The sequence below is a fragment of the Martinezella lusitana genome (assembly GCF_010668395.1).
Taxonomy (GTDB): Bacteria; Pseudomonadota; Alphaproteobacteria; order Rhizobiales; family Rhizobiaceae; genus Rhizobium; species Rhizobium lusitanum_A.
The window spans coordinates 1-25,432 of record NZ_WUEY01000041.1; the positions used below are offsets into that span (position 1 = coordinate 1).

Genomic DNA, 25,432 nt, shown 5'->3' on the forward strand with positions numbered 1-25,432 from the left:
GGATGAGCTCGAACTCAAGTCATTCGCATCCTTCCGCCGAAGCCCACGGCCATGACCACCATGGCGGCCACGAGGCTGCACACGGCACCTTCAAGAGCTACATGACGGGGTTCGTCCTCTCCGTCATCCTGACCGCCATTCCCTTCTGGCTGGTCATGGGCAAGGTCTTCTCCGATCCGGCCGTCACCGGGGCGATCGTCATGATCTTCGGCGCGATCCAGATCGTCGTGCACATGATCTATTTCCTTCATATGAACTCGAAGTCCGAGGGCGGCTGGACGATGATGGCGTTGATCTTCACCATCGTCATCATCGCCATCGCGCTCGCCGGTTCCCTTTGGGTCATGTATCACCTGAATACCAATATGATGCCGACCATGACCCCAGCGATGATGAAGAACACACCGTAGAGGACCGAGGGATCTTCCAAGGGCGAAACGTGTTTCTATGAAGGAAAAGGTCGTGAAAACGCAAAGGCGCCTTTCGCCCTCCCGCATTATTGCATGTGTCACCCTGTCGTTCCTGACGGCCATCCTGGTCTGCCTCGGCGTCTGGCAAGTCGAGAGGTTAGCCTGGAAACATGCGCTCATCGCCCGCGTCGATGCGCGGGTTCATGCCGCGCCGGTTGCGCCGCCGGCTCGGGCTCAATGGAAAACGGTCAGCGCCGAGGGCGACGAATATCGGCGCGTGACGATGAGCGGCCTGTTCGAGAATGACCGCGAGAGCCTCGTCTACGCCTCGACGGCGCTCGGGCCCGGCTACTGGGTGATGACGCCGCTGCGACTTGCCGACGACACTGCGATCATCGTCAATCGCGGTTTCGTGCCGCTCGACAAGAAGAACCCGCTGGCCCGCCAGGCCGGCCAGATTGTGGGCGCCGCAACCATCACCGGATTGATCCGCTTGAGCGAGCCCAAAGGTTCGCTGCTGCGCTCAAACGATCCCGGTACCGGTCGCTGGTATTCTCGTGACGTCGCGGCGATTGCCCAAAAGAACGGTGTTGAAAATGCCGCGCCATTCTTCGTCGATGCCGATGATACGCCAAATCCGGAAGGATGACCCGTCGGCGGACTGACGGTCGTCGATTTTCCCAACAACCACCTGGTCTACGCCATCACCTGGTTTGTCCTCGCGTTGATGGCGGCTGGACTGCTGGTCATAATGGTGCGGACGGCAAAAGCACGCCACGACGACGGTCGCTTGGCGATCCCGTAGCACTGCGACGCGTCCATTATCCGGTCGGGGACGTGCTAGTGTTGTACGCGCAGAGCACGTGTATCGATGCCGAGCAGGAAACCGAGGTCAGCCCGCGAAACGATCAGGTCATGGATCGAATGCTGGCGCAACACGGAAAAGAACGATCCCAGAGCCTTTGTCAGCGCTGAGTTCAGGCTGCACCCACCGATCAGCGGACAGTCCGATGGTTCGCTGTGTTCGAAGCACTCCGCCATCAGGAATCCATCCTCGGTCACGCTGACAACATCGAAGAGGTTGATGTTCTCAGCGGCGCGCCCCAGTCGGATGCCGCCGTTTCGACCGCGCACCGTTTGGACAAGCCCGGCATTGGTGAGTGGCTTGAGCACCTTGAAGAGGAAGAGCTCCGAGATACCGTAAGCCTTGGCGATCTCCGGAACATGGCTCAGCCGTCCATTGTTTGCGGCGCAATACATCAAAACGCGAACTGCGTAATTTGTTTGTTTCGTAAGCCTCATGAAAGACCTCCACATCATAGGATCGCGGCTCGATATACGAGTTTTACGCTGTCCCAACAATCGCGCGCGGTCGGCCGGAATTTCCGCCGCCGGCGCGAGTGATCGTAAACTCTATCAATTAAAACAGATACTTATGGCGCGAGGATAGGATTGACCCCTCTCCAGTGGCGAGTTCTGAGGGAAAAATGTCTTTTGCGACATGGCGATCACACGGCAAAACGGTGCCGCCGCGTATTTGCAAGGGTCTGACGTCGAAACCTCATTAAAAGGCGACTTCGGCCCTTGACCTGATAGGGGTCTTGGATCTGCGCAAATCCGGCAATGCATCAAACTCGAGCAAAGCGGCTGCGATATTCGCACGCGCCCTTCGTCAAACGTGGATATCATGAGTATTAGTCACTATCTCAAAACGATTGGCCGCGGCGCGCGCGGGGCCAGATCCCTTGCGCGTGAGCAGGCGGAAGACCTGTTTGCAAAAATCCTCGACGGCGACGTGACCGACCTGGAGATCGGCGCGTTTTGCCTCGCCATGCGCATAAAGGGAGAGACGCCCGAGGAGATGGCCGGCTTTAACGATGCCGCGCGGCTGAGGCAGTCGGTTGTTGCGCCTGCGACCTCCGGACAGGCAACAGTCATCCTGCCAAGTTACAACGGCGCAAGGAAGCTTCCCGTCCTGACGGCGCTGCTTGGACTGCTGCTTGCCGACAAGGGCATTCGTGTCATCGCGCACGGGTTGGATCACGATCCCGGACGAACGACCGTTGCGGAAACCTTTTCTGCGCTTGGACTTCCCCATCGCCGCCACGTGGACGACGTGTCCGACGGTGTCAATTTCCTTCCGATCGATGTCTTTGCGCCGAAACTTTCCAAGCTCCTGAACGTGCGCAAGACCGTCGGACTGAGAAACTCAGCCCACAGCCTGGTAAAAATCTTAAATCCCGTGGCAGGCAGAGCGCTTGTCATCGGCAGCTATACGCATTCGGCTTATGCAGACATCATGGCCGAGACCTATCGATTGATCGGTGCCGATGCGATGCTGCTGCGCGGCATCGAAGGCGAATCCGTTGCAGACGCTAGGAAGATCCAACAGATCGACGTATTTGTTGGAGGGGATCAAACGCAGCTGCAAGAAGCCGAAAAATCACTCCTGGCGGTCGCGCCGGACTGGCCGAACGAGGTCTCTGCAGAGGCTACAGCCGACTATATAACCGACGTCATGGAGCGCCGCAGACAGGTGCCTGAGCCGATCGCAAGGCAGGTCGCGCACATAGAAGACACGCTCCGTGCCATGATGGGCACCCACCAGCGAGCCACCTGAGACAGTCGCGTGCGAACAGGCCCCAAGTTTGCTTGAAAGGCCCTGGGGCCGATCTGATCGCCCACCTCGAAAGCAGATATCACGATGGCATCCATTTCAATCGTACCAGGCCTCACGGCATCAGATCGGGTCGCCTGAAACCGGCTCTGCCGCCATGCGACGCAGGCTTTGCGGCGGATGTCCGTAGATACGCACGAAGGCCCGCCTCATTCTTTCTGGATCGGTAAAGCCGACATGGCGAGCAATCACCTCGATCGGCTCCACGCCGCGCTCGACGCGCGCACGCGCCACCTCAGCGCGCAGACGTTCCACGGCCTTGGCCGGCGTCTCACCGGTTTCGGCCAAAAATGAACGTCCGAACTGCCGCGGGCTGAGATGAGCGACGTCGGCAAGGCGTTCGGTCGAGAGCGTCTCCGTCAGATGCTCGCGAATATAGGTGAGCACAGTCCTGATACGATCGGACGCCGGTTCCATATCGAGCATTGCCGAAAATTGCGATTGTCCGCCCGGGCGCCGGTGATAGACGACCAGCATCTGCGCGACCGCTTTTGACACCTCCGCACCAAGGTCCTCTTCAATCATCGCCAGACTAAGATCGACACCCGCCGTGACACCTGCCGATGTCCAGATGTCGCCGTCTTTTGTAAAAATGCGATCTCCATCGACCTTGATCCGCGGGAAGGTGCGCTGCAACTGGCCAACATATTTCCAATGGGTTGTGGCGCGGCGCCCGTTCAACACGCCAGCGGCAGCCAGGAGAAAGGCACCCGTGCAGACGCTGGCAACGCGCCTAGCTGTGCGCAGGCTTTTATGAAAGGTGCCGTCGATCGCAAAGCCAAGTTCGGCGGGATTGGTCAGCACGTCTCCTCCCGTAAAGAGGATCGTATCGTAGGGCTCCGACCGGATGGCTTTGGTCATAACCGACAACCCCGACGAACTGACGACAGGGCCCCCGTCCCGCGAGACGATGTGGAGCCTGTATGGGCCGCAGCCATCCTGTCTGCCGGCGCATTCGAATGCCGCCAGCGGCCCGCTCAGATCCTGGATTTGAAATTGCGGGTAGACCACAAAAGCGACATCGCGCGTGATGATCGCGGTTTCGTCTTCGATCTTGGCAAGCATGTTCATGTCGGATCCTTCTAAGCTAGGGACGGTTCAGATGCCTTGGTGATTGGCCTCGATCTCTAGCATCTGTTTCTCATTTTCGCACCCGTGCGCGGCCAAAAATGAGGGAAGTGCGTCATTTTTCCGCAGGGCGGCGTGGTGTAGAGAGAGTGGGATGATTGACCATCTGGTCGATAGCTCTGATCTCTCCAGCGATGGCCGTGGCCTGACGCGTAATTTTGCGGCGGGCAAGCCTGCCGGGTTGCAACGAGGGAGCATGGCGATATCGGCTCTGTAGGCTTCGGTCGCTGCTACTGACGACCGAGACTCGTGCTGGTCGTTTCGGACACTCAGACAGGATGGTGGCTGATGACATCTGTGGATACTGACGAGGAATTCGCACAAGTTCGCAGGATGCGGATGGCGTCCGTGATCGAGGGAACTACCCTCGTAACCCTACTTTTCATTGCGGTGCCCTTGAAGCACCTTCTTGGATTTTCGGTGGCCGTGGCAATCATGGGGCCGGTCCACGGAGTTGCGTTTGTCTTTTATGCATGGACTCTTATCCAGACGGTCTCCGGGGGCGATTTTCGTGGTCTAGAGATCGCGAGAATGATCGTCGCCGCCTTCGTCCCTTTCGGGGGCTTTTTCAACGATCGCATGCTGGCACAACGCCAGGCGACGCGACAATCTTCAATCTAGGGAAATCTGATGGACTATCTCTGGCTAAAAGCCATCCATATTGCAGCAGTGATCACATGGATCGGCGGCATGTTAATCGTCGCGGTGACGACGACCGCCTTCAGCGCGGTCGCGCAGTGCCAGACCGATACGGGCCGAGTCGCCTTCTTCGCGCAGATCCGGCGTTGGGACCGAAGTATCACGACACCTGCAATGCTCACGGTCTGGGCCTTCGGACTGGCACTGGCCGTGACGGGCCAATGGTTTTCTCAGCCGTGGCTCAGCGTAAAAATCGCGCTCGTGTTGGTGCTATCCGCGCTTCATGGCGTGCTTTCGGGTGGTCTCAGGCGCCTCGCCCTCGGGCAACAACCGTACGGTGTCGCTACCATCCGGTATGCGGCAGCGGGCATCATCGGTATCGTGGTTGCCGTCGTCGTACTCGTCGTTCTCAAGCCGTTCTGATCGCTAGCGCCACCATCTTCTATTTACGCTGCAAGCCATGGGTGTGCTCGCGACATTGAAAGATCGAGATATCAGCTACCCGATTGCGCAACCCTCTCTCGGAACGGCGGGCCAGGCTAAGGCAGACGCTGACGTTCTTGTTCCCGCGTGTTTGATGTGAAAATGGCCGATGTCTGCTTTGTCTCCAGAGCATGGCAAGGCAAGCCGTTTCTCCGGAGATGTCCGGATTTGAGGGGAGAATGTCGTTTACCGGTTTTTCCGGCATCGATATTCCTGTCCTTGGACCGTCGCTGCTAAGGCGACCTGCGCCACGACGGGCCGGGATCCCCACAAATGCAAAATACGGAAAGACGAGGCGTTCCATTTTGGTGTCAGAAAAAGGCGATGAGAAGGTGCTCGAAAGCCTCTCCGAAGAGATCGCTGGTCGGATGGACGACCACCAGTCGACTGCCTTGTTCGATCGCCACGCCGACCCTTCTCTTCCCGCACGCATGAAGTTCCAGGCGCTCATGATGGCGGGAGTGGCGCTGATGTTTCTGAGCCTCACGATTGCGATTGGGATTGTGCTTCCGACGGTTCGAGCATGGCTGCAATAACTGCCAGGGCGTCGGATGCGTCCAGGACGCCACGCGTTGATGGGGATCTCAAACTCGTCGGATTGATACTGCTTGCCGGAGCGCTCGAGGCGATCCTGGTGGAACGCTATCCAGGCTCATTGCCGCTCTGGATGCCCTACGAATTTTCTTGGGGCGTTTTCCTGAGCCGCGCCATTGGCATCGTACTCTATCTTCGCGGGCTTCGAAGGTTGCCCGTTGCCACAGGCGCGAATGGCTGGCGCAAGGCAGCTTTCTTAATCGGAGTCGGCTTGATTTACGCATCGATGCAGACGTGGCTGGACTATGCGGCACAGCACATGTTCTTCATCCATCGGCTTCAGCACCTTTTTCTCCATCACACCGGTCCCTTCTTGATCGCGCTCAGCAATCCTGACGAGGCGATCTGGGAAGGCTTGCCGGCCGGGGTGCGCAAGAAATTGCAGCACAGGGCGCTTGTCAGGATAATGGGTGCCCTGCAGCAGCCGATCTTGGCATCGTTTCTTTTCGTCGCCTTGATTTATATCTGGCCGATCCCATCGATCCACTTCTGGGCCATGCTCGATCCAACGCTCTACACTGCCATGAATTGGAGTGTTACGATCGACGGAATTTTGTTCTGGTCACTCATTCTCGATCCACGGCCAAAGCCTGTCGCACGGATCTCTTACGGCACTAGGTTCATAGCAGTCATAGTCGTAATGTTTCCACAAATATTGTTGGGTGCGTGCGTGGTATTCGCAGGGCGAGACATTTACCCAGTCTATAATATCTGCGGTCGCATACTGCCCATAAGCGGGCTGCAAGATCAGACTTATGCTGGCATGATTCTATGGATTCCCAGCACGATGATGAGCATCATCGGCGCATTGCTGGTGTTAAATTTCATGCGGCTGAACGAAGAATCCGAGGTTCTGGCCAACAGGGGTCTCCAATGACGGAAACGCCACTCTGGAGCCGCCGCTCATTCTGCGCGCTCGTAATCGGTGCTGTAGTGAGCGGCTGCAAAGGCAATTTCAAGTGGCGCCTGGTCGATGTTGATCGGATGTATCCTGATCTCGATTTTCAAATGATCGACGTCAGGACTGGAAGACCCGTGAGTGCGCAGAATTATCGTGGCAAACTGGTCGTGCTGTTTTTCGGCTACACCTTCTGTCCGGAGATTTGTCCGACAACCTTGCTCACTCTCACCTCGGTCATGGATAAGCAGACGGCTCTAAAAGACGAGGTGAATGTTCTTTTCGTCTCCGTGGATCTCAAGCGAGACACGCAAGCGGTGTTGAAACAGTATGTTGAGTCTTTCGCGCCGAACGTGACTGGCCTGAGCGCGTCAGAAAACGAACTGGCCGCCTTGGCGCGGCGATACCGGGTTGCCTATACGGTCAACCCGGGGACATCGGCGGATGATTATACAGTCGACCACACCGCAACCGTCTTCCTTTTTGACCGCGACGGCCGCCTTCGCTTGCTCGCGCCCTATGGCACAAGCGACGAGGATTTTGATCACGACCTTGAGCTGCTTGCACAAGGTGATGATCTCGGTTAGCGATTTAACCTCGTCGCGCCGATCAGATCGCCCTAAAATGTTCGATTGATAATCTGCTTCTTCCGCTAGTCATCAGTCGATGATTAGCGCCTTCAGGGCAATGCGCTCATTGATCGATAGCCCGCGGCTGAAGAGCGACGGCGTGGATCCGATGAGAAGCTTCGTGTACGGATGTTGAGGGTTTAGGATAATCTGATCGGTTCGTCCGGCTTCAACTACCCGCCCTCGATACAACACGATAATCCGGTCAGCTATCCCTGCTACTGAGCCGATGTCATGCGAGATAAAACCGACCCCAACGTGCTGCTCGACAGCAAGCGACCTTAGAAGGTCAAGGATTTCCACGCGGATACTCGCGTCGAGCGCGCTCACAGGCTCGTCTGCAATAATAAACCGAGGTCGGGTGACCAGCGCCCGTGCTATCAGCGCTCTCTGACGTTGGCCGCCGGAAATCTCACCCGGCCTCCTGTCCGCGAGGCCGGGGTCCAATCGCGCGAGCGTCATCGCATGCCGCACTTCATCGTGACTGGGGATGTTGACAGACACGAGGGGTTCGCCGATCGACCAAAAAATTGTGCGATCGGGATTGAGGCTCAAGAGAGGGTCTTGAAATACGTATTGAAGTTCCCCTTTTCGGCGAAACCGTTGTTGGTCGAGGCCCTTCGCGGGTATCGTCTGGCCATCCAGCAAAATCGCGCCGCCGCGCGCTTCAATGGCTCCAACGATTGTTCGGGCCAGGGTGGTTTTACCCGAGCCGGATTCGCCGATAATGCCAACGACCTCGCCTGCGGTGATGTGCATGGAAACGTTGTGGATGATAGTTCTACGATTTCTGCCGCGACCAAGGCTGACACTTACGTCGTTGATCTCGAGAGTTGGTCTAGGGAGTGTGGCGTTATGCATTGACGCGCCTTTGACGCACGAATTGCTCTATGCCGAAACGATGATGACTGTCGACAAGGCCTCTCGTGTATGGGTGCTCTGGCTGCAGCAACACTCGTTCGGGATGCCCCTGCTCGACGATCTGTCCATTTCGCATTACGATGATGTGGTCGCTGACCTGGGCAATAACGGCAAGATCGTGGGAAACAAATATCACGGCCAGATTGAGCGTGGTGCGAAGTTGAAAAAGGAGGTCGAGAATGTCCGCCTGAACTGTGACATCAAGCGCTGTTGTTGCTTCATCCGCGATCAACAGCTCCGGTTCAATCGCGACGGCTGCGGCTATCGCGATCCTTTGAAGCATTCCCCCTGACAATTCGAAAGAGTAACGGTTGTAGACAAGTTCAGGATCGCGCAGCGAGACGGCTTCGAGCAGTTTCAACGCGTTTAGCCGAGAGGCTTTCCTGCTTGCCCGTCGGTGTGCGAAAAAGACTTCAGCGACCTGTCTGCCCACTGGTATCGACGGATTGAGATAGGAGGCGGGGTCTTGAAAAATTGCCGCGATCCGGGGTCCTCTGATCTGGCGCCAAGCCGAAAAACTGAGGCGGCTCAAATCAGTCCCGTTGAAATGAATGCTGCCAGAGGTGATCGAGACTCCGCCGGGAAGAATGCCGAGGATCGACTTGCACAACATGGATTTCCCGCTGCCGGATTCTCCGACGATGCCGATCGTCTGGCCAGCTGCGACATTAAGGGAGACGGAGGTGACGATCGACCGGCCATTGTCGTCATTGAGGCTCAGGTTCTCGAGCTTCAATAGCGGCGGCTCTTTTCCGATGCCGGCAAGACTTCTTATGGTCATTGGACCCTCTCCAAATTCGCCGCCGCTACTTGTTTGGCTCCGCCACCCCTAAATGCAGCCCGGCGCGGCGAAGGATTCGTGGCATCCCGTAACGCGTCAGCAAGACCGTGCGCGGCACCAACAGTCGCGATAATCAAGAAGGCCGGCGGGAAGATTGCAAATGGTTGCTGGTAAAGATAACCGACTTGGTCGGACAGTATACCGCCCCAGCTTGGGGTCGGCGGAGCAACCCCAATTCCGAGAAAGGTTAGCGATGAGATAACGACGAGTCCGTTGCCGATTGCTGCTGCTGCGGTGATCGCAACAGGCGGAAGCACCTTCGGCCATACATGGTGCCTGAGAATCCATGACGTACTCGATCCCATGAGTCGTGAGGCGGCGACATACTGGGAATTGACAGAGACCTGCCCCGCCGCCCTCGTAACGCGAAAAAATGCCGGCGACATGAGGATTCCTACCGCGAGCATGGCCTGATGAAGGCCATTACCAAGCAGAGCCGCCATGGAGACTGCAAACACGATGAACGGTAGCGCCACGAGGGCTTCCATGATCCTCATCGAAATCCATTCAAACGGGCGGCCGAGATAAAGCGAAAGCAATCCAGGGACAACGCCGATGACGAGAGCAAACCCCAGAGCCTCGAATGCAGCGACAACCGAAAGTCCTGATCCGGCTAAAAGTCGGCTGAGCAAATCCCGCCCTAGATAGTCCGTTCCGAAGGGATGCAGCCAGGACACGCCTTTGAGCCGGTTAGCGGCGTTTTGCGCAAAAGGATCGTGTGGCGTCAGCAGTGACCCGAATATTGCGAGCAAAACGACAAGCGCCAGCACGATCAATGAGATTCTGCCCACCCTGATTGACCAGATCGACCGTAAGACTTCCATAAACTAATCCCGGCGCCGTCCGGCGGGCTCAAGGCCGATAATCAAAAAATTGATGAGAAGGCTGAACGCGAGCACGATCACGACGCCGACTGCCAGGGTGCCGAGGACGATGGGGACGTCCCCGCCGAGCGCTGCCTCCGTCGTCAAACCGGCATAACCCACCATGTTGAATATACTTTCGGTTATCACTGCACCGCCAAGCACGCCCGGCGCTCGCAGGGCAAACGTCGAAAGTGCCGGTGAGGCCGCATTGCGTAAGACGTGAACGAGCACGATCCGTCGCATCGAATAACCGCGCACGATCGCCGCAGTCACATATTTTTCGTGCATGACCGAAACCAGTCCGGATCGCAGCTGCCGGGCGACGTCGGCGATTACCTCAAGGCTGAGGGCGATGCCCGGCAGGATGATGCGCGCCAGCCAGGACCAAAAGTCGTCCTCCAGTGGTGCGTAACCGGCCGAGGGCAACAGACGCAGCCACACACAGACAATAAGAATAAGAAATATCGCAAAAACAAACGGCGGCAGCGCCGAGATGATAGACGCGAAAAAGGTGATCCCGCGATCCACTGCCGTACCTTGTTTCAATCCCGCCACGATGCCAAGTGTTACGCCAAGGACGATGCCGATCGTTAGCGCGACAGCCGCGACAGATAATGTGACCTCAAGCCTCTGGCCGATCAGCGTCGCGACGTCCTCGTTGTGAAACCAAGAGCGCCCGAGGTCCCCGCCCAACATCGATCCTATCCAATGGAGATATTGGATGATAAGCGGTCGATCGAGGCCAAATTCCCTATTCAAGTTCGCCACCGCTTCGGGGCTCGCGGAATCGCCAAGAACGGTGGCTGCCGGACCAAGGTCGCTGAGCGCCCCTAGAGCGAAAGTCGCAATGGTCGCGAGGATGAAGACAAAAACAATCCCTGCGGTTTCGCGAAGCAGGGCGACCAAACCGCGACCAACTCGCAAAAACGCAATTGACCAGCGTCGTTGGGCCGCAAACGAAGCCGACACCGTGTCGGCCTCGCCAGAAGAAACGTCAAGGCTTTCGACGCCAGTGCCGGGTACTCTGCGTCCTTCTGTCATTTTCGACCAACCTGTTCCCAGCGGTAGGTGAAGAGGCTAGCAGGAAGCGGAGTGAGATCAGCGTTCCGCGCAATGATACGGGGCTTCGAAACGACAATGATGTCGGAGCCGGATAGCGTCCCGATACGCGTGGCCTTCTGCAGGACTTCCGGGTAACTTGGCGCATCTTCGGGTGTTGACCGTACAGCATCCAGCGCGACCTCGAACTCGGGTGTCGCTGCGCGACTGCCGTTCAATAGGCCATTTTTCCCGTAAAGAGCGTCTAAAAGGAGGATCGGCGACTCGCGGCCGACATGGCCGTCTCCGATAATCTCATGGTTTTGGCGCAGATACGTTTCCTGCTGCCAATTGACAACAGTCTTGATCGTCGAGTTGATGCCGATGGTCTTGAGGCTGCCCTGAAGAAATTCTGCAGCGCCGGGGATCGTTGCCTTCGAGCTGATGACCATCGATAGGTCGCCTGGCTTGTAGCCAGCCTCGGCTAGCAATGCTTTTGCTTTTTCCGGATCGTATGGCCACTGCTTTTCGAGACCGGGATCGTAGCCGACATAGCCTTTGGGGAAGGGCTGGACATTTGGTTCACCGCCGCCGCCAAGTACGGAATCGACGTAGGCCTGTCGATCTATGCCGATACGGACGGCCTCAAGAACTTTTGGATCCTTCAGTACACCATTGCGGACGTTGACATTATAGAACTGTTGATTCTGTGTCGGAATGACCTGAACTTCCAGACCGGCGGCCTTGGCTGCATCGATCTGATCCGCACCGATTTCAGCGACATCGATCGCCCCCGAAGCAAGGGAGGAAACGACCGTCGCATTGTTCCCCGGCGCACTGATAACAAAATCGGTAATCTTGTAGCTGTTTGCGTCCCAATAATCAGGGTTCTTCTTGAGGACAACGCGCGAGCCGGCCACGTTTTGCGTCAAAATGTAAGGCCCTGATCCGACAGGCCTGGTCGAGAGGCTTTCCGGGTCTGCGGTTGGACTCTCGATAAGTCCGACGCGTGCGGATATCAGGCTCGGGATAGAGTAATCGGTCCGGTTGAGATGAAAAACGACCTTGTCGGCCCCGTCCGCGGTCACCGATTTGACGGTCGCGAGTTGTGATGCAAGCGTGGAATAGGAGGCGTTTTTTGTCCGCTCGAAATGTTTGACGACGGCTGCGGCGTCAAGGGAAGTGCCGTCGCTGAACTTGACGCCCTGTCGCAGCGTGAATGTCACCTCCGTCCCATCGGCGTTATATTTCCAGCCGGTTGCGAGCGACGGAACCGCCTTGCCCGTGTTGTCCGGTCGCGTCAAGGAATCGTAGACAAGCGATGTCTTTTCGATATCACAGCCGCATGTGGAGCGGACTGGGTCCCAGAATGCGGGCAACAGTTGCTGCCACTTAACGGTGACCTGTTCGGTCTCGGCGATTGCGGGCGTGAATGCGGTAATCGACAACGCCGCCACAAGCGCTGCGTGTTTGAAGTTTATCTTGTGAACCAACATGCTGTTTAGTCCTTGAATTTTGATGTGGACCTGCCTGAAAACTGGCGACGCTACCAGCGCTCCTGCCGGTAAGCGAGCCCATACTGAGGCGGGATGAAGATGTTATCGATCGCCCGTAGTTGCTCCGCTGCGTGACGTGCGAAATAGGCGTTGCGAAGGAATTGTCTGCCAACGAACACCGCATCCGCCGCGTCGCTGCGCAAGATCTGTTCTGCCTGCAGGCCATCGACGATGACGCCAACAGTGGCCGTAAGAACATCAGCCTGCTCGCGCAGGCGCTTGGAAAACTGCACCTGATATCCCGGATAGACAGGGATGTTGTCGACTGCCGGAACGTTGCCGCCGGTGGAAATGTCGAAAAGATCTGCTCCGGCCTCCGCGCCGCTTTGCACGGCCCAGAGTGTCGATGCCTCATCCCAGCCGTCCGGCGCCCAGTCCGTGGCAGAAAGACGGACAAATATCGGCACCCTTGGGCCGACCGCCTTACGGACCGCCACAATCACCTCGTCCAGGAGGCGAACACGTTTTTCAAGCGAGCCGCCGTACTCATCAGTGCGGTGATTGCTGAGCGGCGACAAAAATTGATGAAGCAGGAACCCATGTGCCGCATGGATCTCAACAACATCGAAACCGACCTGAACCGCGCGCCGCGCGCCCTCCGCGAATTGGCGTGGTATATCGCGTATCTCTTCCGCCGTCAGCGCGCGAGGGCCGTCCAATCCTGGGTAAGGGATTGCTGAGGGAGCGACCGTCTGCCAACCGCCGTCGTCTCTGCTGGCAGATCTGCCGTGGCGGTTCTGGAATTCCTCTCCCCAAGATGGATATGTGCCAGACTTACGGCCCCCATGAACGAGTTGGATTCCGATGCGCGACTTCTGCTCATGAATGAAGCTCGTAATGCGTCTCCAACCCTCAGCCTGTTCATCACTCCAAATGCCCGAGCCATGAAGATTGAGCTTGCCGACTTCGCTAACCGCAACCGACTCTGTGAGGATGAGGCCCGCGCCACCAAGCGCGTATTGACCGAGATGAACAAGTTGCCAGTCGGTTGGCTTTCCATCCCTCAGCGAGGCGGAATGCTGTCCCATCGGAGCCACCCAAAGGCGGTTCGGAATCTCAAGGTCACGAATTTTCAATTTGCTGAGGACCAGCGGTCCGTCGAATGATTTCACGGCAGGTTTTGACATTGAAGTTATCCTTGCGACCATTACGCCGCGGCTTGACGAAATTCGAGGGCAAGTGCTGGCGCGACATCCGCTATGAAGAGGCGAACCGCGTTTTCGTAAGCGGGGTTCTCCAGGCTCAGCGGTATATTCAAGAGCAGCTCATCGGCATTGCGTACGGCCGGATCGGACGCCAGCGCTGCTGCGACCTCCGCCGGCGTGCCAAGGGCCGTGCCCATGAAATCGAAATAGGCTTGGGCGAACTCCTCCTTGGAGGCGCTCTGGAACTCCTCGTGAAGAGGCTCGAAGTCCCTGTAGTATTGAGGATTGTAGTCCCGATCCGCGATCAAACTCGTGTAGGCTTCGACGGCGTTTTCGGCAGGTAAGATCGAACGTGACAGACCGGTCCGTGCCTTTTGTCTTGGCAAAGTCGCAGAGAAATTGGTGCGATAAAGATCGATTAGGTCGGACTGTGCCTGCTTATTGGCATGGGCCCGTCCAGAGCGGAAGAGGAGGAAACCATCACCATTTGACGCGATATCCACGACTTCCGTCTCCCGCGAGGAAGCCCTCCAAATGCGTTCGGCAAGCCCTTCGCTTCTTGGATAGATCGATGCAAGGATCCGCGAAGAGATGGTTTGGCGTGGATCAATCAGGTTCTTCAGAAGCGCGAGCTTCTGTCGATAGACCCGCTCCTGCTCACTCTCATCTATTTCAAAGGCTAAATGGGTGGCGCTGGAGAGGGTGGCACCGCTTGAGAGTTTTCCGGTGTTGCCCTTTCCTAGACCAAGCTCGACCCTGCCACCGCTGATTTGATCAACGAAGCTGGCGTCTTCGACCACGCGAATTGCGTTTTCATAAGTCAACGGAACGACCGCGGTTCCGAGCTTCAAAGTCGTTGTCGCCTCGCTGATGGCAGTTAGCAGGGGAAAAGCTCCCGATACCGAGAACCCAAGGCTACGGAAGTGGGTGATCGCCACCCATAACTTGTCATAGCCAGTGGCTTCGGCAACGCGGGCGATATCAATAGCCCTGCGGATATGTCCCCTTGGGTCCGGCGACGTCCTGGGCTCGATGAAGAGCGAAAATTTCATGAAGATACTCTTGTTTACGTTGACCAACGGCTGCGAGACCAAACGACTACGGATGCTTGTGGATCGGATCGACCCAATAGACTGCATCCGGTTTCTCGACGGGTTCGACGTCGGCGATATTGACGACTACAGCTTCATTGTCGGACCGTACGAGCACGCACTGCAGCGGCTCGTCCGGATCGGCGTTGATCTCCTGGTGTGGCACGTATGGCGGGACGAATATGAAGTCGCCGGGCCCAGCCTCCGCGATGTATTCTAGACGATCGCCCCAGCGCATGCGGGCTCGGCCGCTGACGATATAGATGACGCTCTCAAGTTCGCCGTGGTGATGAACGCCAGTCTTGGCGTCAGGCTGTATTGTGACGGTCCCGGCCCAGATTTTTTGAGCGCCCACGCGCGCATGGCTGATGGCTGCTTGCCTGAACATCCCCGGTGTCTGGACTGTGTTGCTGTCGAGGCGGTCGCCCTTGATGACGCGGACACCATTGTGCTTCCAGCGATCGCCAGTATCCTGTTCTTCATTCGGATGGACATGGTCATGGCTGTCGTGCGGATGATCATGGACGTGGTCTTGATGGCTCATTATCTTACCTATTTGACGCCTAGTCAGGTCGCCTTGACGGCCAGCGATGCGGCCCGGGCGAAAGACGCGTGTTTGCTAAACTTCTCAAACCAAGCCGCGAGACGAGGCTGCGTTGACCGCCAGTGAAAATCAGGAAACCGGAGATCGAGGTATCCAAGCGCGCACGCGAAGGTGATTTCACCGATCTCAGCTTCCTGAGTGGGGCCGGAGGTTTGCCGCTCTACTGCGTCCAAGGCAGACACGATCTTGTCGAATTGACGGTCATACCAACGCGTCCAACGTCGGTCTTCGGGCCTGGCTGTCTGCTCGTAACGAGCGAGAAGCGCAGCATCCAATAGACCGTCACCGAGGGCTTGAAGTGCGAGTGCTCTCCAGCGACGTTCGCCGGCAGCCGGGTAGACCTTCGTCCGCTGCGATCGGGAATCGAGATACTCGGTGATAACCCGACTGTCGAACAGAGCCCCGCCCTCGGCCGTCAGCAGCGTTGGTACTTTGCCAAGGGGATTGTGAGGGACCACATTAATGTCCCGTTCTATCGGATGCGGGGCGGCGTCAATGCGTTTGATTTGGTCGCTAAGGCCGAGAACATCCGCAACGACTAGAACCTTCCGGGCGAATGGCGACGTGGAAGAAATAAAAAGCTTGTAGGGGCGCGCAAGGCTCATCATAGATGCCGATTTAATGTCTATAGATTTAATGTACTATAACATTGATGTTGCCTCTACAAATTGATATTTAGCGCCCTAGACATTGGGAAATTCAATAGATCGAGCGCATCGCGCACCGACGAAAAGTGAGAATTCTATGCTCCGAAAAATCGATTTGGATATGAGTCTTTTGCGCACTTTCGTCACGGGCGTAAACTTGGGAAATTTTTCACACGCCGCTGACAGGCTTGGAAGATCTCAGTCAACGGTGAGTCTCCAGCTCCGACGGTTGGAGTTACAAACCGGGAGCAAGTTGTTTGAAAAGAACGGGCGCGCGCTTATCCTCAATAACCAGGGAGAAGTTCTGTATCGCTATGCTCAACGGCTTCTCGACTTGAACGACGAAACAGTTGCCGCGCTAAATCACCAGGAAGTCTCCGGTGAGATAAGGCTTGGCATTCCGCCGGACTTGGCAGAGACGTGGCTGCCAAAGATGCTTGGCCGCTTTGCCAGGACGCATCCAGAAGTTCTTATTGAGGCTCGGGTGGACCGAAATCGCAATTTGCTCGACGATCTTGCTTCGAACGCGTTGGATATCGCGATTGTGTGGAGCGAGGGAAATTCCCTCGAAACTGCTGGCGGGACCGATATTGTAAATCTCCCGATAGCGTGGATAGGCGCGAAAGACCGGCCGTCAAATCCCGACACGGCTCTTCCACTCGTGTTGATGGGAGCCCCCTGTCTGTTTCGACAAAGAGCATTGGAAACTTTAGAAGCCGCAGGGCTCCCGTGGCGCATAGCCTTCACAAGCTCTAGCTTGGCTGGTGTATGGGCGGCTGTTGCAGCAGGTCTCGGCGTCACGGTCAGAACACCAGTTGGCGTTCCTCAAGATCTCTTGTTTCACGCCGCACCTGGCGCAGGTTTCAAGGGATTGAAGAAACTGGGTTCCATCAGACTGCGCGCGTATATGAGCAGTGCGCCTTCTGACGGCGCCCGCCGCTTTTTTGCGATTTTAATGGAAACAATCAACGAGGAAATAGGCACAGAGCTTCGGACGTGAGCGTTTCGCCACGAGCACCCTAGGCCTAAGCCACTCGATGAAATCCCTGATATGGTCTCTACAAATGAGTCCGATCCGCTATGCCGGTTGGGCGCCCGAAATTGCGACCGCTGTTGCAATCGCGATTCATAGCCCGCTCGGCTATAACCCTCGGCACGCAATTATGTATCTGATGTCTGGGTGCTGGTCTGGTTAACCGCCCTCCGCGCCTCAAAGCTGCGATGCACCGCCGTCCACGACGAGCTCGGTTCCGACGACATACGATGATTCATCGCTTGCGAGGTAAAGCGCCGCATGGGCAATGTCCTCGGCCGTGCCCAAGCGGCCAACGGGTATGGACTTGGCGAGTTCGCTTTTCATGCTCAAGAGATCCTGCGGCCGCATGCCCCATTTGCTTGTCAAAGGTGTGTCGATCGCGCCCGGGGCGATAGCGTTGAACCGGATTTTCCTGTCCAGAAACTCGAACGACCAGCTTCTGGCGAGCGAACGGAGCGAGGCCTTTGCAGCCGCTGTCAGGGAGATACCGTGCTTGCCCGTCTGGGCCACGAAGGATGTGTTCATGATGAATGATGCTCCTTCTCGCAGGTCCGGCAACACTGCCTGCAAGGTGACGACAGTCCCTTTGACGTTGATGTCCATGATGTCATCGTAGAGCGTGTCGTCGATGTCGTTGATGGGGGACGGAAATGCGTGGCCAGCATTCGCAAAGACCACGTCCAGACCGCCAAACCGTTCTTTCACCTGTCTGGCAACCGCACGCATGTCGTCGATTGATCGGACGTCGCCCTTGAGCACCAATGCCTCGTTGCCAAGTTCCGCGATGATCTGTCCGAACACCGTCTCGTTGCGTCCGGTGACCGCAACGCGCGCGCCTTCGGTGAGGAATAGCTTTGCGGTCGCCAAGCCGATGCCGCTGGTGCCGCCGGTGATCAAAGCCGTCTTGTTTGCAAGTCTCATGCTGCATTCCTTCCGAAGGCCAGGTGCCCACGATAACGTGGCTGGCGGTTTCTATTTTTGGACCTGGCTGGCGAGCGAAAGGAGGACATAGAGCTCTCAAAAGTCGTCGCCGAGACCGGGCCTGCTTCAAATGGATCGACGGCTCGGTTTGACGCAGGAATGCCGTCAGGGTGAGAAATATGCCGGAGATCCGAGAGGATGTGCGCCGTCGTCTCGCGGGTGAATCTAGGGTCGTTGCCCGGCCAGCGAGCTGCCGGCGCGAAGCGCTTTTCTCTCATCCAAGATCCAATATGCCGTCATGGCGACCGCGACGACGACGAGGGGCAGGCAGATCAGATTGAGCTCCTTCCAACCGAGCCACTCGAGCAGTGGGCCGGCAGCTAGGGAGGTGAGTGCCGTCACAGCCGCACGCAGCATCTCGGCAATACCTTGGATTTTCGCGCGCTCGACCGGCAGATAAGAACGCGCCAAAAGGGTGGTGCCGCCGACGAACATGAAATTCCAACCCACACCGAGCGATAGCAGCGCGATGTAGAAAGCCGGAACCTGGAGTGAGCTGACCGCAATGGCCGGGCAGATTGCCGTCAGCACCATCCCGGCGATCAGGATTCGCGCCAAGCCAAATCGTCTTATCAATGCACCGGCAAACAGCGAGGGTGCGTACATGCCGATGAGATGCCATTGGATCATTCCCGCGCCATCATCGATTGTATGGCCGGCGCCCACAGCCGCAAGCGGGGCAGCTGTCATTAGCAGCATCATGATGGCGCCGCCGATCACGTTGTTTGCAAGTGCCGCCCAGGAGATCGGCTGCATGAAGACGACGCCGACCGGCCGTGCGTGCCCTTCGAATTGCTCCATATGAGAAGTGTGCCTCTGATCGTTGAAGACAAGGGCGAACAGGAGCACGGACAGGACGCCGAGGGCGCAGACGAGCAGATATGATCCTGCAAACATCGCAGGCAATATATCCTTGGTCCAGGAGGCAAGGAGAGGCCCCAGGATAGCTGCCGCAACGCCGCCGGCCAATACGAAGGAGATCGCCTTGGCCTTGCCTTCCAGTGCAACAGCATCGGCTGCCGCAAGCCGATAGTAGCCCGCGAACGCCTGAAAAATACCCACTCCAGCCGTGCCAAGACAAAATACCCAAAACTCGGCATGCAGGACCGCCCAGACCGAAATAGCTCCTCCGACTGCACATGCAGCCGATCCAACAATGAAGGCCATCCGGCGTCCAAGTCGCGCGATCAAATAGGACGCAAGCAGGGTGACGACTGCCCCTGCTGCCGAGATGAGCGCAAAGGGCAGCGTCGCCAGCGCCTTGTCAGGTGCGAGTTGATAACCGGTCAGGCCGGTCAATGTCAGATCGACCGACACCGCAGCCGTAAAGAGCGCCTGTCCAGCGGCCAGCACAATCGTGTTTTGACTTGGCAAAGTGTAACTGCGGAAAAATGACATTGGAAAGGTGCCTGCATGATCTGAGCATGGCGCTCAGCGAAGAGTTGTTGTTTAGCATGCCTGCAGAGAGGCATTACATTGCGAGGCCGACAGTAGAAAGGACATATTTCCCTCGATTTTGGACATTCTTTCTATCTTTTCGTTGGGCTCACCGACCGCTCTAGATCGTCTCATCGGCGATGGTGATGAGCATGGGCGCTGCGGCTCGTTCGGTCGGCAGCAATACCGGCAATTGGCTCGTGCTTACCTTAAAGGATCGCGTGTTCGAAACGGGCATCCCGCCCATCGGCGTTCGATATCGCCCGGGACATTGCTCTTTGGCGGCAAGGACCGATTGGCGCTACGCCTCGACCAGGTTCGTTATCGCGTGGCTTCGTGCCGTTTTTCGAGGGAACAGCGTCCTTTCAGCCGTTGACGGTCCAATCTAGTTGAAGGTCAGCACAAAGCTCGCCGCGCCGGTCGGCTGAAGCATCGAAGACATCGTCGCGGCGCATGCTCCTCTTTTTGAAATTCTGTCGCCTAGGAATCTATAAGATGCTGATAATCATTAGCCGCGGTATGCTCGCAGTTTCGCTTTTCGCCGGCCCCGCTCTGGGCGCTGAATTCGAGGTCAAGATGCTCAACCGCGGAAGCGACGGTCAGTTCATGGTGTTCGAGCCGAACGCCGTAAAGGCCAACGTCGGCGACACGATCAGGTTCGTGCCGGCCGACAAAGGTCACAATGCCGGCTCGATACCGGGCTTGGTGCCGAATGGGTTTGCCGGTGCGCAGGGCAAGATCAACGAGGAAATCGTGGTCAAACTCAATCAGCCAGGGGCCTATGTGTTCAGGTGCACGCCACACTTCAGCATGGGAATGGTCGCGGTTGTCGCCGTCGGCAGCACCCCATCCAACCTCGACATCATTAAGCAAGCGGATTTGCCGAAGAAAGCCAGAGAACGGGTCGATGCGGCTCTGGCAACGCTCGGCTTCTGACAAACGCCAGCAGGTTGAATTCGCTCCTCTGGCGTATCGCGAAAGCTTTTGCTTGCGAGGCGCTGCGACCTGTCGCTTTGCGTTCTCTGACCTGATAACGGAAACCATCTAAACAGGCGACTTGTGTCATTGAAGGCGGAGGAGGCGAAAAACCTGCCACGTCTGAAAGACCTAGTGTTGCCAAACACGTCGCCTTCATTTGCGGACCGTCAATCTCCGACAACAGAGGTGGCTCGGTTTGTCTGAACAGTCTCGGGCGTTCTGCTAAGTGGATTTCCGCCTCGATTATGCCGCCACCATCATCGGTGCCAGCGCGTTGAAGTAGGCCTGATCCGGCGTCTGCCGGTCAAGAGATGAATGTGGACGTCGAGTATCGTAAAAGTTCAGATAGCGACCGATCCCCGCGCGGGCCTCGGACACGGTCTTGTAGGCGTGGAGGTAGACTTCCTCGTATTTGATCGAGCGCCAAAGCCGTTCGACGAAGACATTGTCCCGCCACGCGCCCTTGCCGTCCATCGAGATGGCAATCTCAGCTTTCTTCAGAACGGCGGTGAAGTCGATGGAGGTGAACTGCGATCCCCGGTCCGTATTGAAGATTTCTGTCTTTCCATAGCGAGCCAGCGCCTCCTCGACCGCTTCGATACAGAAGTCCGCCTCCATCGTAATCGACAGCCGCCAAGACAAAACCCTCCGGCTGAACCAGTCCACGACGGCGCAGAAATAAACGAAGCCGCGAGCCATGGGAATGTAGCTTATGTCCATAGCCCAGACCTGGTTGGGCCTTGTGACCGCCAGCTTGCGCAGAAGATAAGGGTAAATCTTATGCCCTGGCACGGGTTTGGAGGTATTCGGGCGACGATAGATCGCCTCAATGCCCATCTTCTTCATCAACGTGGCGACATGAAGCCGCCCGGTTTTCAGCCCTTCTCCTCTCAAAAGCCCTTACAACATCCGACTTCCGGCAAAAGGGTAGTCGAGATGCAGTTCGTCGATCCGGCGCATCAGGGCAAGATCGCCGTCCGATACCGAACGTGGAGAATAGTAGACGCTGCCACGGCTGAAGCCGAGAAGCTTCGCCTGACGCGCGACCGAAAGTTTGTGTGAGCGGTCGATCATTTCTTTCCGCTCAGCAATCCCGCCTTGCCGAGCGCTCCGGATAAAAAATCGTTCTCCAGCGTCAGTTCGCCGATTTTAGCGTGTAGCGTTTTCACATCGACGGTCGGACCCGCCGGTTCCGTCTTCGCTTCATCGCCGAATACGCCGGTCGCCCCCTCAAGGAGTTGATCTTTCCACTGCTTGATCTGATTGGCGTGCACGTCGAACTGCTGGGACAATTCCACCAGCGTCTGCTCGCCTCTGATCGCGGCAAGCGCCACCTTTGCCTTGAAAGCCGGGCTGTGGTTCCGGCGCGGACGTCTCGTCATGGTATCTCCTGTTCCCGGCATCTAAGCCGAAGTCAGGCAGAAATTCCACTTATCCCCGCTGTGCAGATTTCCCGAGCCACCTCTCTTTGCCGTTTCGAAAGGCGATCCTGGTGCCGAACGCTACAGTCTCCAGTATTTTGACGCGAGCGGGACTGCGGTTCACAAGATCCATCTTCGAACCGGCTCGAATGTCTACGCCTATCAGCGCATCGTCGCCGAACTGATGTTGCCTGACCAATCACAGGAATTCGTGCCAACCCACGTTGTCGGCGAATTGAACGATCATGTCGACGTCGCCAGGGAGGAGTTGCGCGACAGCTGGGCCAAGCTTGCGGACACACATGAATTCTTCGGAATGTTACGACGCCTCAAGATCAGTCGCCAGGCGGCCATTCGCACGGTGGGCGACGACTACGCGTCGAAACTCGACAATGCTGCAACCATCGAAATGCTGCGTGCCTGCGCCGCCTCAGCCCTGCCAATCAGGTGTTTTGTTGCAAACGACGGGATTATCCAGATCCATTCCGGCGCCGTATTCAACGTCGAGGCGACGGGGTCCTGGATCAACATTTCCGATCCGACCTTCCATCTGCACCTGCGCCAGGACCATATCTGCGAAACCTGGGTCATTCGCAAACCGACCAAGGAAGGGCACGTCACGTCAGTGGAGGTCTACGATGCGATTGGTAACATGGTCATCCAGTTTTTCGGCAAGCGCAAAGAAGGGGTAGATGAACGTGCAGAATGGCGTGAGATTGCCGAACGCTTGCCACGCCAGAAGAATGCCGCCGCTTGCTTCGGATGGGTGGCTCTGACATACAGCTGTTACGTACCTCCACGGGGAAGCCAATAGCCTTAAACCGCATGAAGCCTACCCTATGCTTGCTCTTCGCTAGCATTTCCGGAGTATGTCGGTAACGCACTGGGTCAGCGAGTAGCTAGTCTACGCTTGCATTCGCTTCCGTTAAACCTATCCACTCAATATGTCGGATATCGGCGACAACTTGTCCAAGGTCAGCGATCGGAAGCGTTCCACGAAGAGCGCCTCGGCCTGTAGCATTGTGTCCTTGATCGCTTCATTCACGTTGCGCTCGACCTGACAATCTGGATTTTCGGACCGCATGCCGATCGCAAATAGCGTCGGCCGGGCAAGTGCAATGTAGACATCAAAGAGCGTGATTTGATCCCCGCGTGGTCAGTTCTCAGTGGCAATCGATACTCGGACTGTTGCTCGAGCGGGAATGGAGTTCCCGCTACGATCGCAAACTTGCCGCACGGCTCAGATTCGCCAAGCTTCGCCATCATGCAGCCCCGGAAGACATCGATTATCGCAGCGAGCGCGGCCTCGATCGCGCGCTGTTCATGAAGCTGCTCGGCGGCGACTGGATCGACGCGCACGACAATCTGGCCATCTGCGGGCCGTCAGGGGTTGGAAAAAGTTGGTTGGCTTGCGCCCTCGGACACAAGGCTTGCCGCGATGACCGCTCGGTCCTCTATCAGCGCGTTCCAAGACTGTTCGCCCAACTCGCGCTCGCGCGTGGCGACGGACGTTATGCCCGACTGCAGAGAACCCTTGGTCATGTTCAGCTCCTGATGCTCGACGATTGGGGTCTCGGACCGCTCAACGAGCAGGCCCGTCATGATCTGCTCGAAATCCTCGAAGATCGTTACGGCCGCCGTTCGACGATCATCACCAGCCAGCTTCCCGCATCTGCCTGGCACGGCGTCATTGGGAACCCCACCTACGCCGATGCCATACTCGACTGATTGATTCACAACGCCCATCGCATCGATCTCAGCGGTGAAAGTTTGCGCCAAAATCTGCCACGTAAGGCTTGACTTCGTCCACCCACGAACTGACAACAATCAACGCCTGCAGATCCCGTCATATGGGGCGAGGTCCTCCCGGAATCCGGGGGCGCAATCATCTCGGAACAAAGGGGCGGCTTCATCGGAATCGGCATAGAGAGCCTTTCCGCGGCGAAGAAATTAATGATCGTCGCCTTTATCCGTTTGCTTGAAGATGGTCGCGAACCGCGCAGGCCTGACGAGCTATCGCAGGCCTTCAATACTCGCTGCAATAGAACCGGAGACGGTATCGACGGGAGCAAGACCATCGACGCGCGCAAGGAGAGATTTTTCAGCATAGTAATCGGAAAGCGGAGCAGTTTCATCGAAGTAAGCCGCAAGCCTTCGGCGCGCTGTTTCAGGATTGTCATCTGACCGGCTAGGTTGACCGGCAGCGCGCGACGCAATTGAGCGAGAAACGATGCGCCTAATAATTTCATCCTCATTGACCGTCAGCTCGATTACGGCGTCTAGACTCTGTCCCGCGAGGATGCGCTCGAGAGCGAGGGCTTGTCCAAGCGTTCTCGGAAACCCATCAAGAACGAATCCGGCGGCCGTGTCCGGGCTGCTCAGCCGAGCGGCGACGACATCGATCATGATTTCATCATTCACAAGACCGCCATTACTGAGGATTTGTTCAATAGACCTCCCGAGCGTGGTTTGTGCTCGTATTTCCGATCTGAGCATATCGCCAGTTGAAAGGTGCGGTATGTTATATCGGGCCGAAATAATTGCGGCCTGTGTACCCTTGCCTGCGCCAGGCGGGCCCAAAAGAACTAGTCTCAAACGAGTCTCCTCACAATTCAGGCCGCATCCGCCTTGTTCTGCCGGTTGGCGATCAGATCGTCGACCACGGCCGGATCGGCGAGCGTCGAGGTATCGCCAAGCGCGCCGAAATCGTCCTCGGCGATCTTGCGCAGGATGCGGCGCATGATCTTGCCCGAGCGGGTTTTCGGCAGGCCGGGGGTGAACTGGATCTTGTCCGGCGAGGCGATCGGGCCGATTTCGGTCCGCACATGCTTCACCAGCTCCTGACGCAGCGCATCCGAGCCTTCCAGGCCGACCATCAGCGTCACGTAGCAATAGATGCCCTGACCCTTGATCGAGTGCGGATAGCCGACCACGGCCGCTTCCGACACATGTTTGTGCGACACCAGCGCCGATTCCACTTCCGCCGTGCCCAAGCGATGGCCCGAAACGTTGAGCACATCGTCGACGCGGCCAGTGATCCAGTAATAGCCGTCCTCGTCGCGGCGGCAGCCGTCACCGGTGAAATACTTGCCCTTGTAGGTGGAGAAGTATGTCTGGATGAAGCGCTCGTGGTCGCCATAGACCGTGCGCATCTGGCCGGGCCAGCTGTCGGCGATCACCAGATTGCCGTCGGCGGCACCTTCCAGCAGATTACCCTCGTTGTCGACCAGCTGCGGCTGCACGCCGAAGAAGGGCAGGGTGGCGGAGCCGGGCTTGAGATCGGTTGCGCCGGGAAGCGGCGTGATCATGTGGCCGCCGGTTTCCGTCTGCCACCAGGTATCGACGATCGGGCAGCGGCTGTCGCCGACCACCTTGTAGTACCATTCCCAGGCTTCCGGATTGATGGGTTCGC

The 25,432-nt window shown here is 57.2% G+C and carries 25 protein-coding genes and 4 pseudogenes; 12 read left to right on the forward strand and 17 right to left on the reverse strand.

Going from position 1 to position 25,432, the window contains the following annotated elements:
- The first annotated feature begins 2 nt into the window (after positions 1-2).
- Together cyoD and GR212_RS35415 are read left to right on the forward strand one after the other, a co-directional pair.
- Positions 3-410 (forward strand): cytochrome o ubiquinol oxidase subunit IV, encoded by a 408-nt coding sequence (gene cyoD / locus GR212_RS35410; protein ID WP_163994544.1) that lies wholly within the window; start codon positions 3-5, stop codon positions 408-410.
- A 37-nt stretch (positions 411-447) separates the two neighbouring features.
- A pseudogene (locus GR212_RS35415) lies at positions 448-1,215 on the forward strand (SURF1 family protein).
- Between the two features lie 35 nt (positions 1,216-1,250).
- Here GR212_RS35415 and rirA read toward each other — a convergent pair.
- On the reverse strand, positions 1,251-1,712 hold the full coding sequence (gene rirA, locus GR212_RS35420; RefSeq protein ID WP_163994546.1) for an iron-responsive transcriptional regulator RirA: 462 nt from the start codon (positions 1,710-1,712) through the stop codon (positions 1,251-1,253).
- A 385-nt stretch (positions 1,713-2,097) separates the two neighbouring features.
- Between rirA and ybiB the strand changes: the two genes are divergently transcribed.
- Positions 2,098-3,030 (forward strand): DNA-binding protein YbiB, encoded by a 933-nt coding sequence (gene ybiB / locus GR212_RS35425; protein WP_163994601.1) that lies wholly within the window; start codon positions 2,098-2,100, stop codon positions 3,028-3,030.
- Positions 3,031-3,150: 120 nt separating this feature from the next.
- Here the strand turns inward: ybiB and GR212_RS35430 are convergent, their stop codons facing one another.
- Entirely contained in the window at positions 3,151-4,158 is a 1,008-nt protein-coding gene (locus GR212_RS35430) for a GlxA family transcriptional regulator (RefSeq protein ID WP_163994549.1), read from the reverse strand.
- 345 nt (positions 4,159-4,503) lie between these two features.
- Between GR212_RS35430 and GR212_RS35435 the strand changes: the two genes are divergently transcribed.
- The 5 genes from GR212_RS35435 (at position 4,504) to GR212_RS35455 (ending at position 7,416) form a co-directional block, all read left to right on the forward strand.
- The gene (locus GR212_RS35435; protein ID WP_246726218.1) at positions 4,504-4,836 is read left to right on the forward strand and encodes a DUF3817 domain-containing protein; all 333 of its coding nucleotides are present in this window, start codon (positions 4,504-4,506) and stop codon (positions 4,834-4,836) included.
- A 9-nt stretch (positions 4,837-4,845) separates the two neighbouring features.
- Positions 4,846-5,277, forward strand: coding sequence for a CopD family protein (locus GR212_RS35440; protein ID WP_163994552.1), 432 nt, complete (start codon positions 4,846-4,848; stop codon positions 5,275-5,277).
- 239 nt (positions 5,278-5,516) lie between these two features.
- Complete coding sequence (locus GR212_RS35445) at positions 5,517-5,873, forward strand: hypothetical protein (protein WP_163994555.1); 357 nt, start codon at positions 5,517-5,519, stop codon at positions 5,871-5,873.
- Entirely contained in the window at positions 5,861-6,808 is a 948-nt protein-coding gene (locus GR212_RS35450; RefSeq protein ID WP_163994558.1) for a cytochrome c oxidase assembly protein, read from the forward strand. The genes GR212_RS35445 and GR212_RS35450 overlap by 13 nt, the downstream gene beginning before the upstream one ends.
- A complete protein-coding gene (locus GR212_RS35455; protein ID WP_163994561.1) occupies positions 6,805-7,416 on the forward strand; it encodes an SCO family protein in 612 nt (203 codons plus the stop codon). Before GR212_RS35450 ends, GR212_RS35455 begins: the two co-directional genes overlap by 4 nt.
- 72 nt (positions 7,417-7,488) lie before the next feature.
- Here the strand turns inward: GR212_RS35455 and GR212_RS35460 are convergent, their stop codons facing one another.
- The 9 genes from GR212_RS35460 to GR212_RS35500 form a co-directional block, all read right to left on the reverse strand.
- Positions 7,489-8,217: an ABC transporter ATP-binding protein gene (locus GR212_RS35460; RefSeq protein ID WP_204326906.1), complete on the reverse strand. Its 729-nt coding sequence runs from the start codon at positions 8,215-8,217 to the stop codon at positions 7,489-7,491.
- Between the two features lie 94 nt (positions 8,218-8,311).
- Complete coding sequence (locus tag GR212_RS35465; protein ID WP_163994567.1) at positions 8,312-9,160, reverse strand: ABC transporter ATP-binding protein; 849 nt, start codon at positions 9,158-9,160, stop codon at positions 8,312-8,314.
- A complete protein-coding gene (locus tag GR212_RS35470) occupies positions 9,157-10,044 on the reverse strand; it encodes an ABC transporter permease (RefSeq protein WP_163994571.1) in 888 nt (295 codons plus the stop codon). Before GR212_RS35470 ends, GR212_RS35465 begins: the two co-directional genes overlap by 4 nt.
- A gap of 3 nt (positions 10,045-10,047) precedes the next feature.
- A complete protein-coding gene (locus GR212_RS35475; RefSeq protein WP_163994574.1) occupies positions 10,048-11,127 on the reverse strand; it encodes an ABC transporter permease in 1,080 nt (359 codons plus the stop codon).
- A complete protein-coding gene (locus tag GR212_RS35480; RefSeq protein ID WP_163994577.1) occupies positions 11,124-12,620 on the reverse strand; it encodes an ABC transporter substrate-binding protein in 1,497 nt (498 codons plus the stop codon). Before GR212_RS35480 ends, GR212_RS35475 begins: the two co-directional genes overlap by 4 nt.
- A gap of 50 nt (positions 12,621-12,670) precedes the next feature.
- Positions 12,671-13,807, reverse strand: coding sequence for an NADH:flavin oxidoreductase/NADH oxidase (locus GR212_RS35485; protein ID WP_163994579.1), 1,137 nt, complete (start codon positions 13,805-13,807; stop codon positions 12,671-12,673).
- A 20-nt stretch (positions 13,808-13,827) separates the two neighbouring features.
- Positions 13,828-14,877, reverse strand: coding sequence for an LLM class flavin-dependent oxidoreductase (locus GR212_RS35490; protein WP_163994582.1), 1,050 nt, complete (start codon positions 14,875-14,877; stop codon positions 13,828-13,830).
- 46 nt (positions 14,878-14,923) lie between these two features.
- Positions 14,924-15,460 (reverse strand): cupin domain-containing protein, encoded by a 537-nt coding sequence (locus GR212_RS35495; protein ID WP_163994584.1) that lies wholly within the window; start codon positions 15,458-15,460, stop codon positions 14,924-14,926.
- A 23-nt stretch (positions 15,461-15,483) separates the two neighbouring features.
- Positions 15,484-16,128, reverse strand: coding sequence for a glutathione S-transferase family protein (locus GR212_RS35500; RefSeq protein WP_246726220.1), 645 nt, complete (start codon positions 16,126-16,128; stop codon positions 15,484-15,486).
- 160 nt (positions 16,129-16,288) lie between these two features.
- Between GR212_RS35500 and GR212_RS35505 the strand changes: the two genes are divergently transcribed.
- A complete protein-coding gene (locus tag GR212_RS35505; RefSeq protein ID WP_281411099.1) occupies positions 16,289-17,167 on the forward strand; it encodes a LysR substrate-binding domain-containing protein in 879 nt (292 codons plus the stop codon).
- Between the two features lie 210 nt (positions 17,168-17,377).
- Here the strand turns inward: GR212_RS35505 and GR212_RS35510 are convergent, their stop codons facing one another.
- Together GR212_RS35510 and GR212_RS35515 are read right to left on the reverse strand one after the other, a co-directional pair.
- Positions 17,378-18,124 carry an SDR family oxidoreductase gene (locus GR212_RS35510; RefSeq protein ID WP_163994590.1) on the reverse strand — a complete coding sequence of 249 codons (747 nt, stop codon included), beginning with the start codon at positions 18,122-18,124 and terminating at the stop codon, positions 17,378-17,380.
- 225 nt (positions 18,125-18,349) lie between these two features.
- Positions 18,350-19,537 carry an MFS transporter gene (locus GR212_RS35515; protein ID WP_204326907.1) on the reverse strand — a complete coding sequence of 396 codons (1,188 nt, stop codon included), beginning with the start codon at positions 19,535-19,537 and terminating at the stop codon, positions 18,350-18,352.
- Positions 19,538-20,116: 579 nt separating this feature from the next.
- Between GR212_RS35515 and GR212_RS35520 the strand changes: the two genes are divergently transcribed.
- Positions 20,117-20,557 (forward strand): pseudoazurin, encoded by a 441-nt coding sequence (locus GR212_RS35520; protein WP_163994595.1) that lies wholly within the window; start codon positions 20,117-20,119, stop codon positions 20,555-20,557.
- Between the two features lie 285 nt (positions 20,558-20,842).
- On the opposite strand, the pseudogene GR212_RS35525 reads toward GR212_RS35520, so the two are convergent.
- A pseudogene (locus GR212_RS35525) lies at positions 20,843-21,981 on the reverse strand (IS3 family transposase).
- A gap of 85 nt (positions 21,982-22,066) precedes the next feature.
- Here GR212_RS35525 and GR212_RS35530 point away from each other — a divergent pair.
- A pseudogene (locus GR212_RS35530) lies at positions 22,067-22,834 on the forward strand (ChuX/HutX family heme-like substrate-binding protein); the annotation flags it as partial.
- A 117-nt stretch (positions 22,835-22,951) separates the two neighbouring features.
- On the opposite strand, the gene GR212_RS37440 reads toward GR212_RS35530, so the two are convergent.
- Positions 22,952-23,161 (reverse strand): hypothetical protein, encoded by a 210-nt coding sequence (locus GR212_RS37440; protein ID WP_348643598.1) that lies wholly within the window; start codon positions 23,159-23,161, stop codon positions 22,952-22,954.
- A 5-nt stretch (positions 23,162-23,166) separates the two neighbouring features.
- Here GR212_RS37440 and istB point away from each other — a divergent pair.
- Positions 23,167-23,820 (forward strand): annotated as a pseudogene (gene istB, locus GR212_RS35535) (IS21-like element helper ATPase IstB); the annotation flags it as partial.
- A gap of 213 nt (positions 23,821-24,033) precedes the next feature.
- Here the strand turns inward: istB and GR212_RS35540 are convergent.
- Together GR212_RS35540 and GR212_RS35545 are read right to left on the reverse strand one after the other, a co-directional pair.
- A complete protein-coding gene (locus GR212_RS35540) occupies positions 24,034-24,615 on the reverse strand; it encodes an adenylate kinase (RefSeq protein ID WP_163994598.1) in 582 nt (193 codons plus the stop codon).
- A 17-nt stretch (positions 24,616-24,632) separates the two neighbouring features.
- Positions 24,633-25,432, reverse strand: an 800-nt coding sequence (locus tag GR212_RS35545; protein ID WP_163987351.1) for an AMP-binding enzyme, incomplete at its 5' end; no start/stop codon positions are given.

What these genes read in the sequence shown, in the direction of transcription:
- GR212_RS35445 (WP_163994555.1), top strand. Translation starts at nt 5,517, where the DNA reads ATGTCGTTTACCGGTTTTTCCGGCATCGATATTCCTGTCCTTGGACCG.
- GR212_RS35455 (WP_163994561.1), top strand. Translation starts at nt 6,805, where the DNA reads ATGACGGAAACGCCACTCTGGAGCCGCCGCTCATTCTGCGCGCTCGTA.
- rirA (WP_163994546.1), bottom strand. Translation starts at nt 1,712, where the DNA reads ATGAGGCTTACGAAACAAACAAATTACGCAGTTCGCGTTTTGATGTAT.
- GR212_RS35460 (WP_204326906.1), bottom strand. Translation starts at nt 8,217, where the DNA reads ATGCACATCACCGCAGGCGAGGTCGTTGGCATTATCGGCGAATCCGGC.
- GR212_RS35475 (WP_163994574.1), bottom strand. Translation starts at nt 11,127, where the DNA reads ATGACAGAAGGACGCAGAGTACCCGGCACTGGCGTCGAAAGCCTTGAC.
- GR212_RS35470 (WP_163994571.1), bottom strand. Translation starts at nt 10,044, where the DNA reads ATGGAAGTCTTACGGTCGATCTGGTCAATCAGGGTGGGCAGAATCTCA.
- GR212_RS35450 (WP_163994558.1), top strand. Translation starts at nt 5,861, where the DNA reads ATGGCTGCAATAACTGCCAGGGCGTCGGATGCGTCCAGGACGCCACGC.
- GR212_RS35505 (WP_281411099.1), top strand. Translation starts at nt 16,289, where the DNA reads ATGAGTCTTTTGCGCACTTTCGTCACGGGCGTAAACTTGGGAAATTTT.
- GR212_RS35500 (WP_246726220.1), bottom strand. Translation starts at nt 16,128, where the DNA reads ATGATGAGCCTTGCGCGCCCCTACAAGCTTTTTATTTCTTCCACGTCG.
- GR212_RS35465 (WP_163994567.1), bottom strand. Translation starts at nt 9,160, where the DNA reads ATGACCATAAGAAGTCTTGCCGGCATCGGAAAAGAGCCGCCGCTATTG.
- GR212_RS35510 (WP_163994590.1), bottom strand. Translation starts at nt 18,124, where the DNA reads ATGAGACTTGCAAACAAGACGGCTTTGATCACCGGCGGCACCAGCGGC.
- GR212_RS35430 (WP_163994549.1), bottom strand. Translation starts at nt 4,158, where the DNA reads ATGAACATGCTTGCCAAGATCGAAGACGAAACCGCGATCATCACGCGC.
- cyoD (WP_163994544.1), top strand. Translation starts at nt 3, where the DNA reads ATGAGCTCGAACTCAAGTCATTCGCATCCTTCCGCCGAAGCCCACGGC.
- GR212_RS35495 (WP_163994584.1), bottom strand. Translation starts at nt 15,460, where the DNA reads ATGAGCCATCAAGACCACGTCCATGATCATCCGCACGACAGCCATGAC.
- GR212_RS35520 (WP_163994595.1), top strand. Translation starts at nt 20,117, where the DNA reads ATGCTGATAATCATTAGCCGCGGTATGCTCGCAGTTTCGCTTTTCGCC.
- GR212_RS35440 (WP_163994552.1), top strand. Translation starts at nt 4,846, where the DNA reads ATGGACTATCTCTGGCTAAAAGCCATCCATATTGCAGCAGTGATCACA.
- ybiB (WP_163994601.1), top strand. Translation starts at nt 2,098, where the DNA reads ATGAGTATTAGTCACTATCTCAAAACGATTGGCCGCGGCGCGCGCGGG.
- GR212_RS35485 (WP_163994579.1), bottom strand. Translation starts at nt 13,807, where the DNA reads ATGTCAAAACCTGCCGTGAAATCATTCGACGGACCGCTGGTCCTCAGC.
- GR212_RS35490 (WP_163994582.1), bottom strand. Translation starts at nt 14,877, where the DNA reads ATGAAATTTTCGCTCTTCATCGAGCCCAGGACGTCGCCGGACCCAAGG.
- GR212_RS35435 (WP_246726218.1), top strand. Translation starts at nt 4,504, where the DNA reads ATGACATCTGTGGATACTGACGAGGAATTCGCACAAGTTCGCAGGATG.
- GR212_RS35480 (WP_163994577.1), bottom strand. Translation starts at nt 12,620, where the DNA reads ATGTTGGTTCACAAGATAAACTTCAAACACGCAGCGCTTGTGGCGGCG.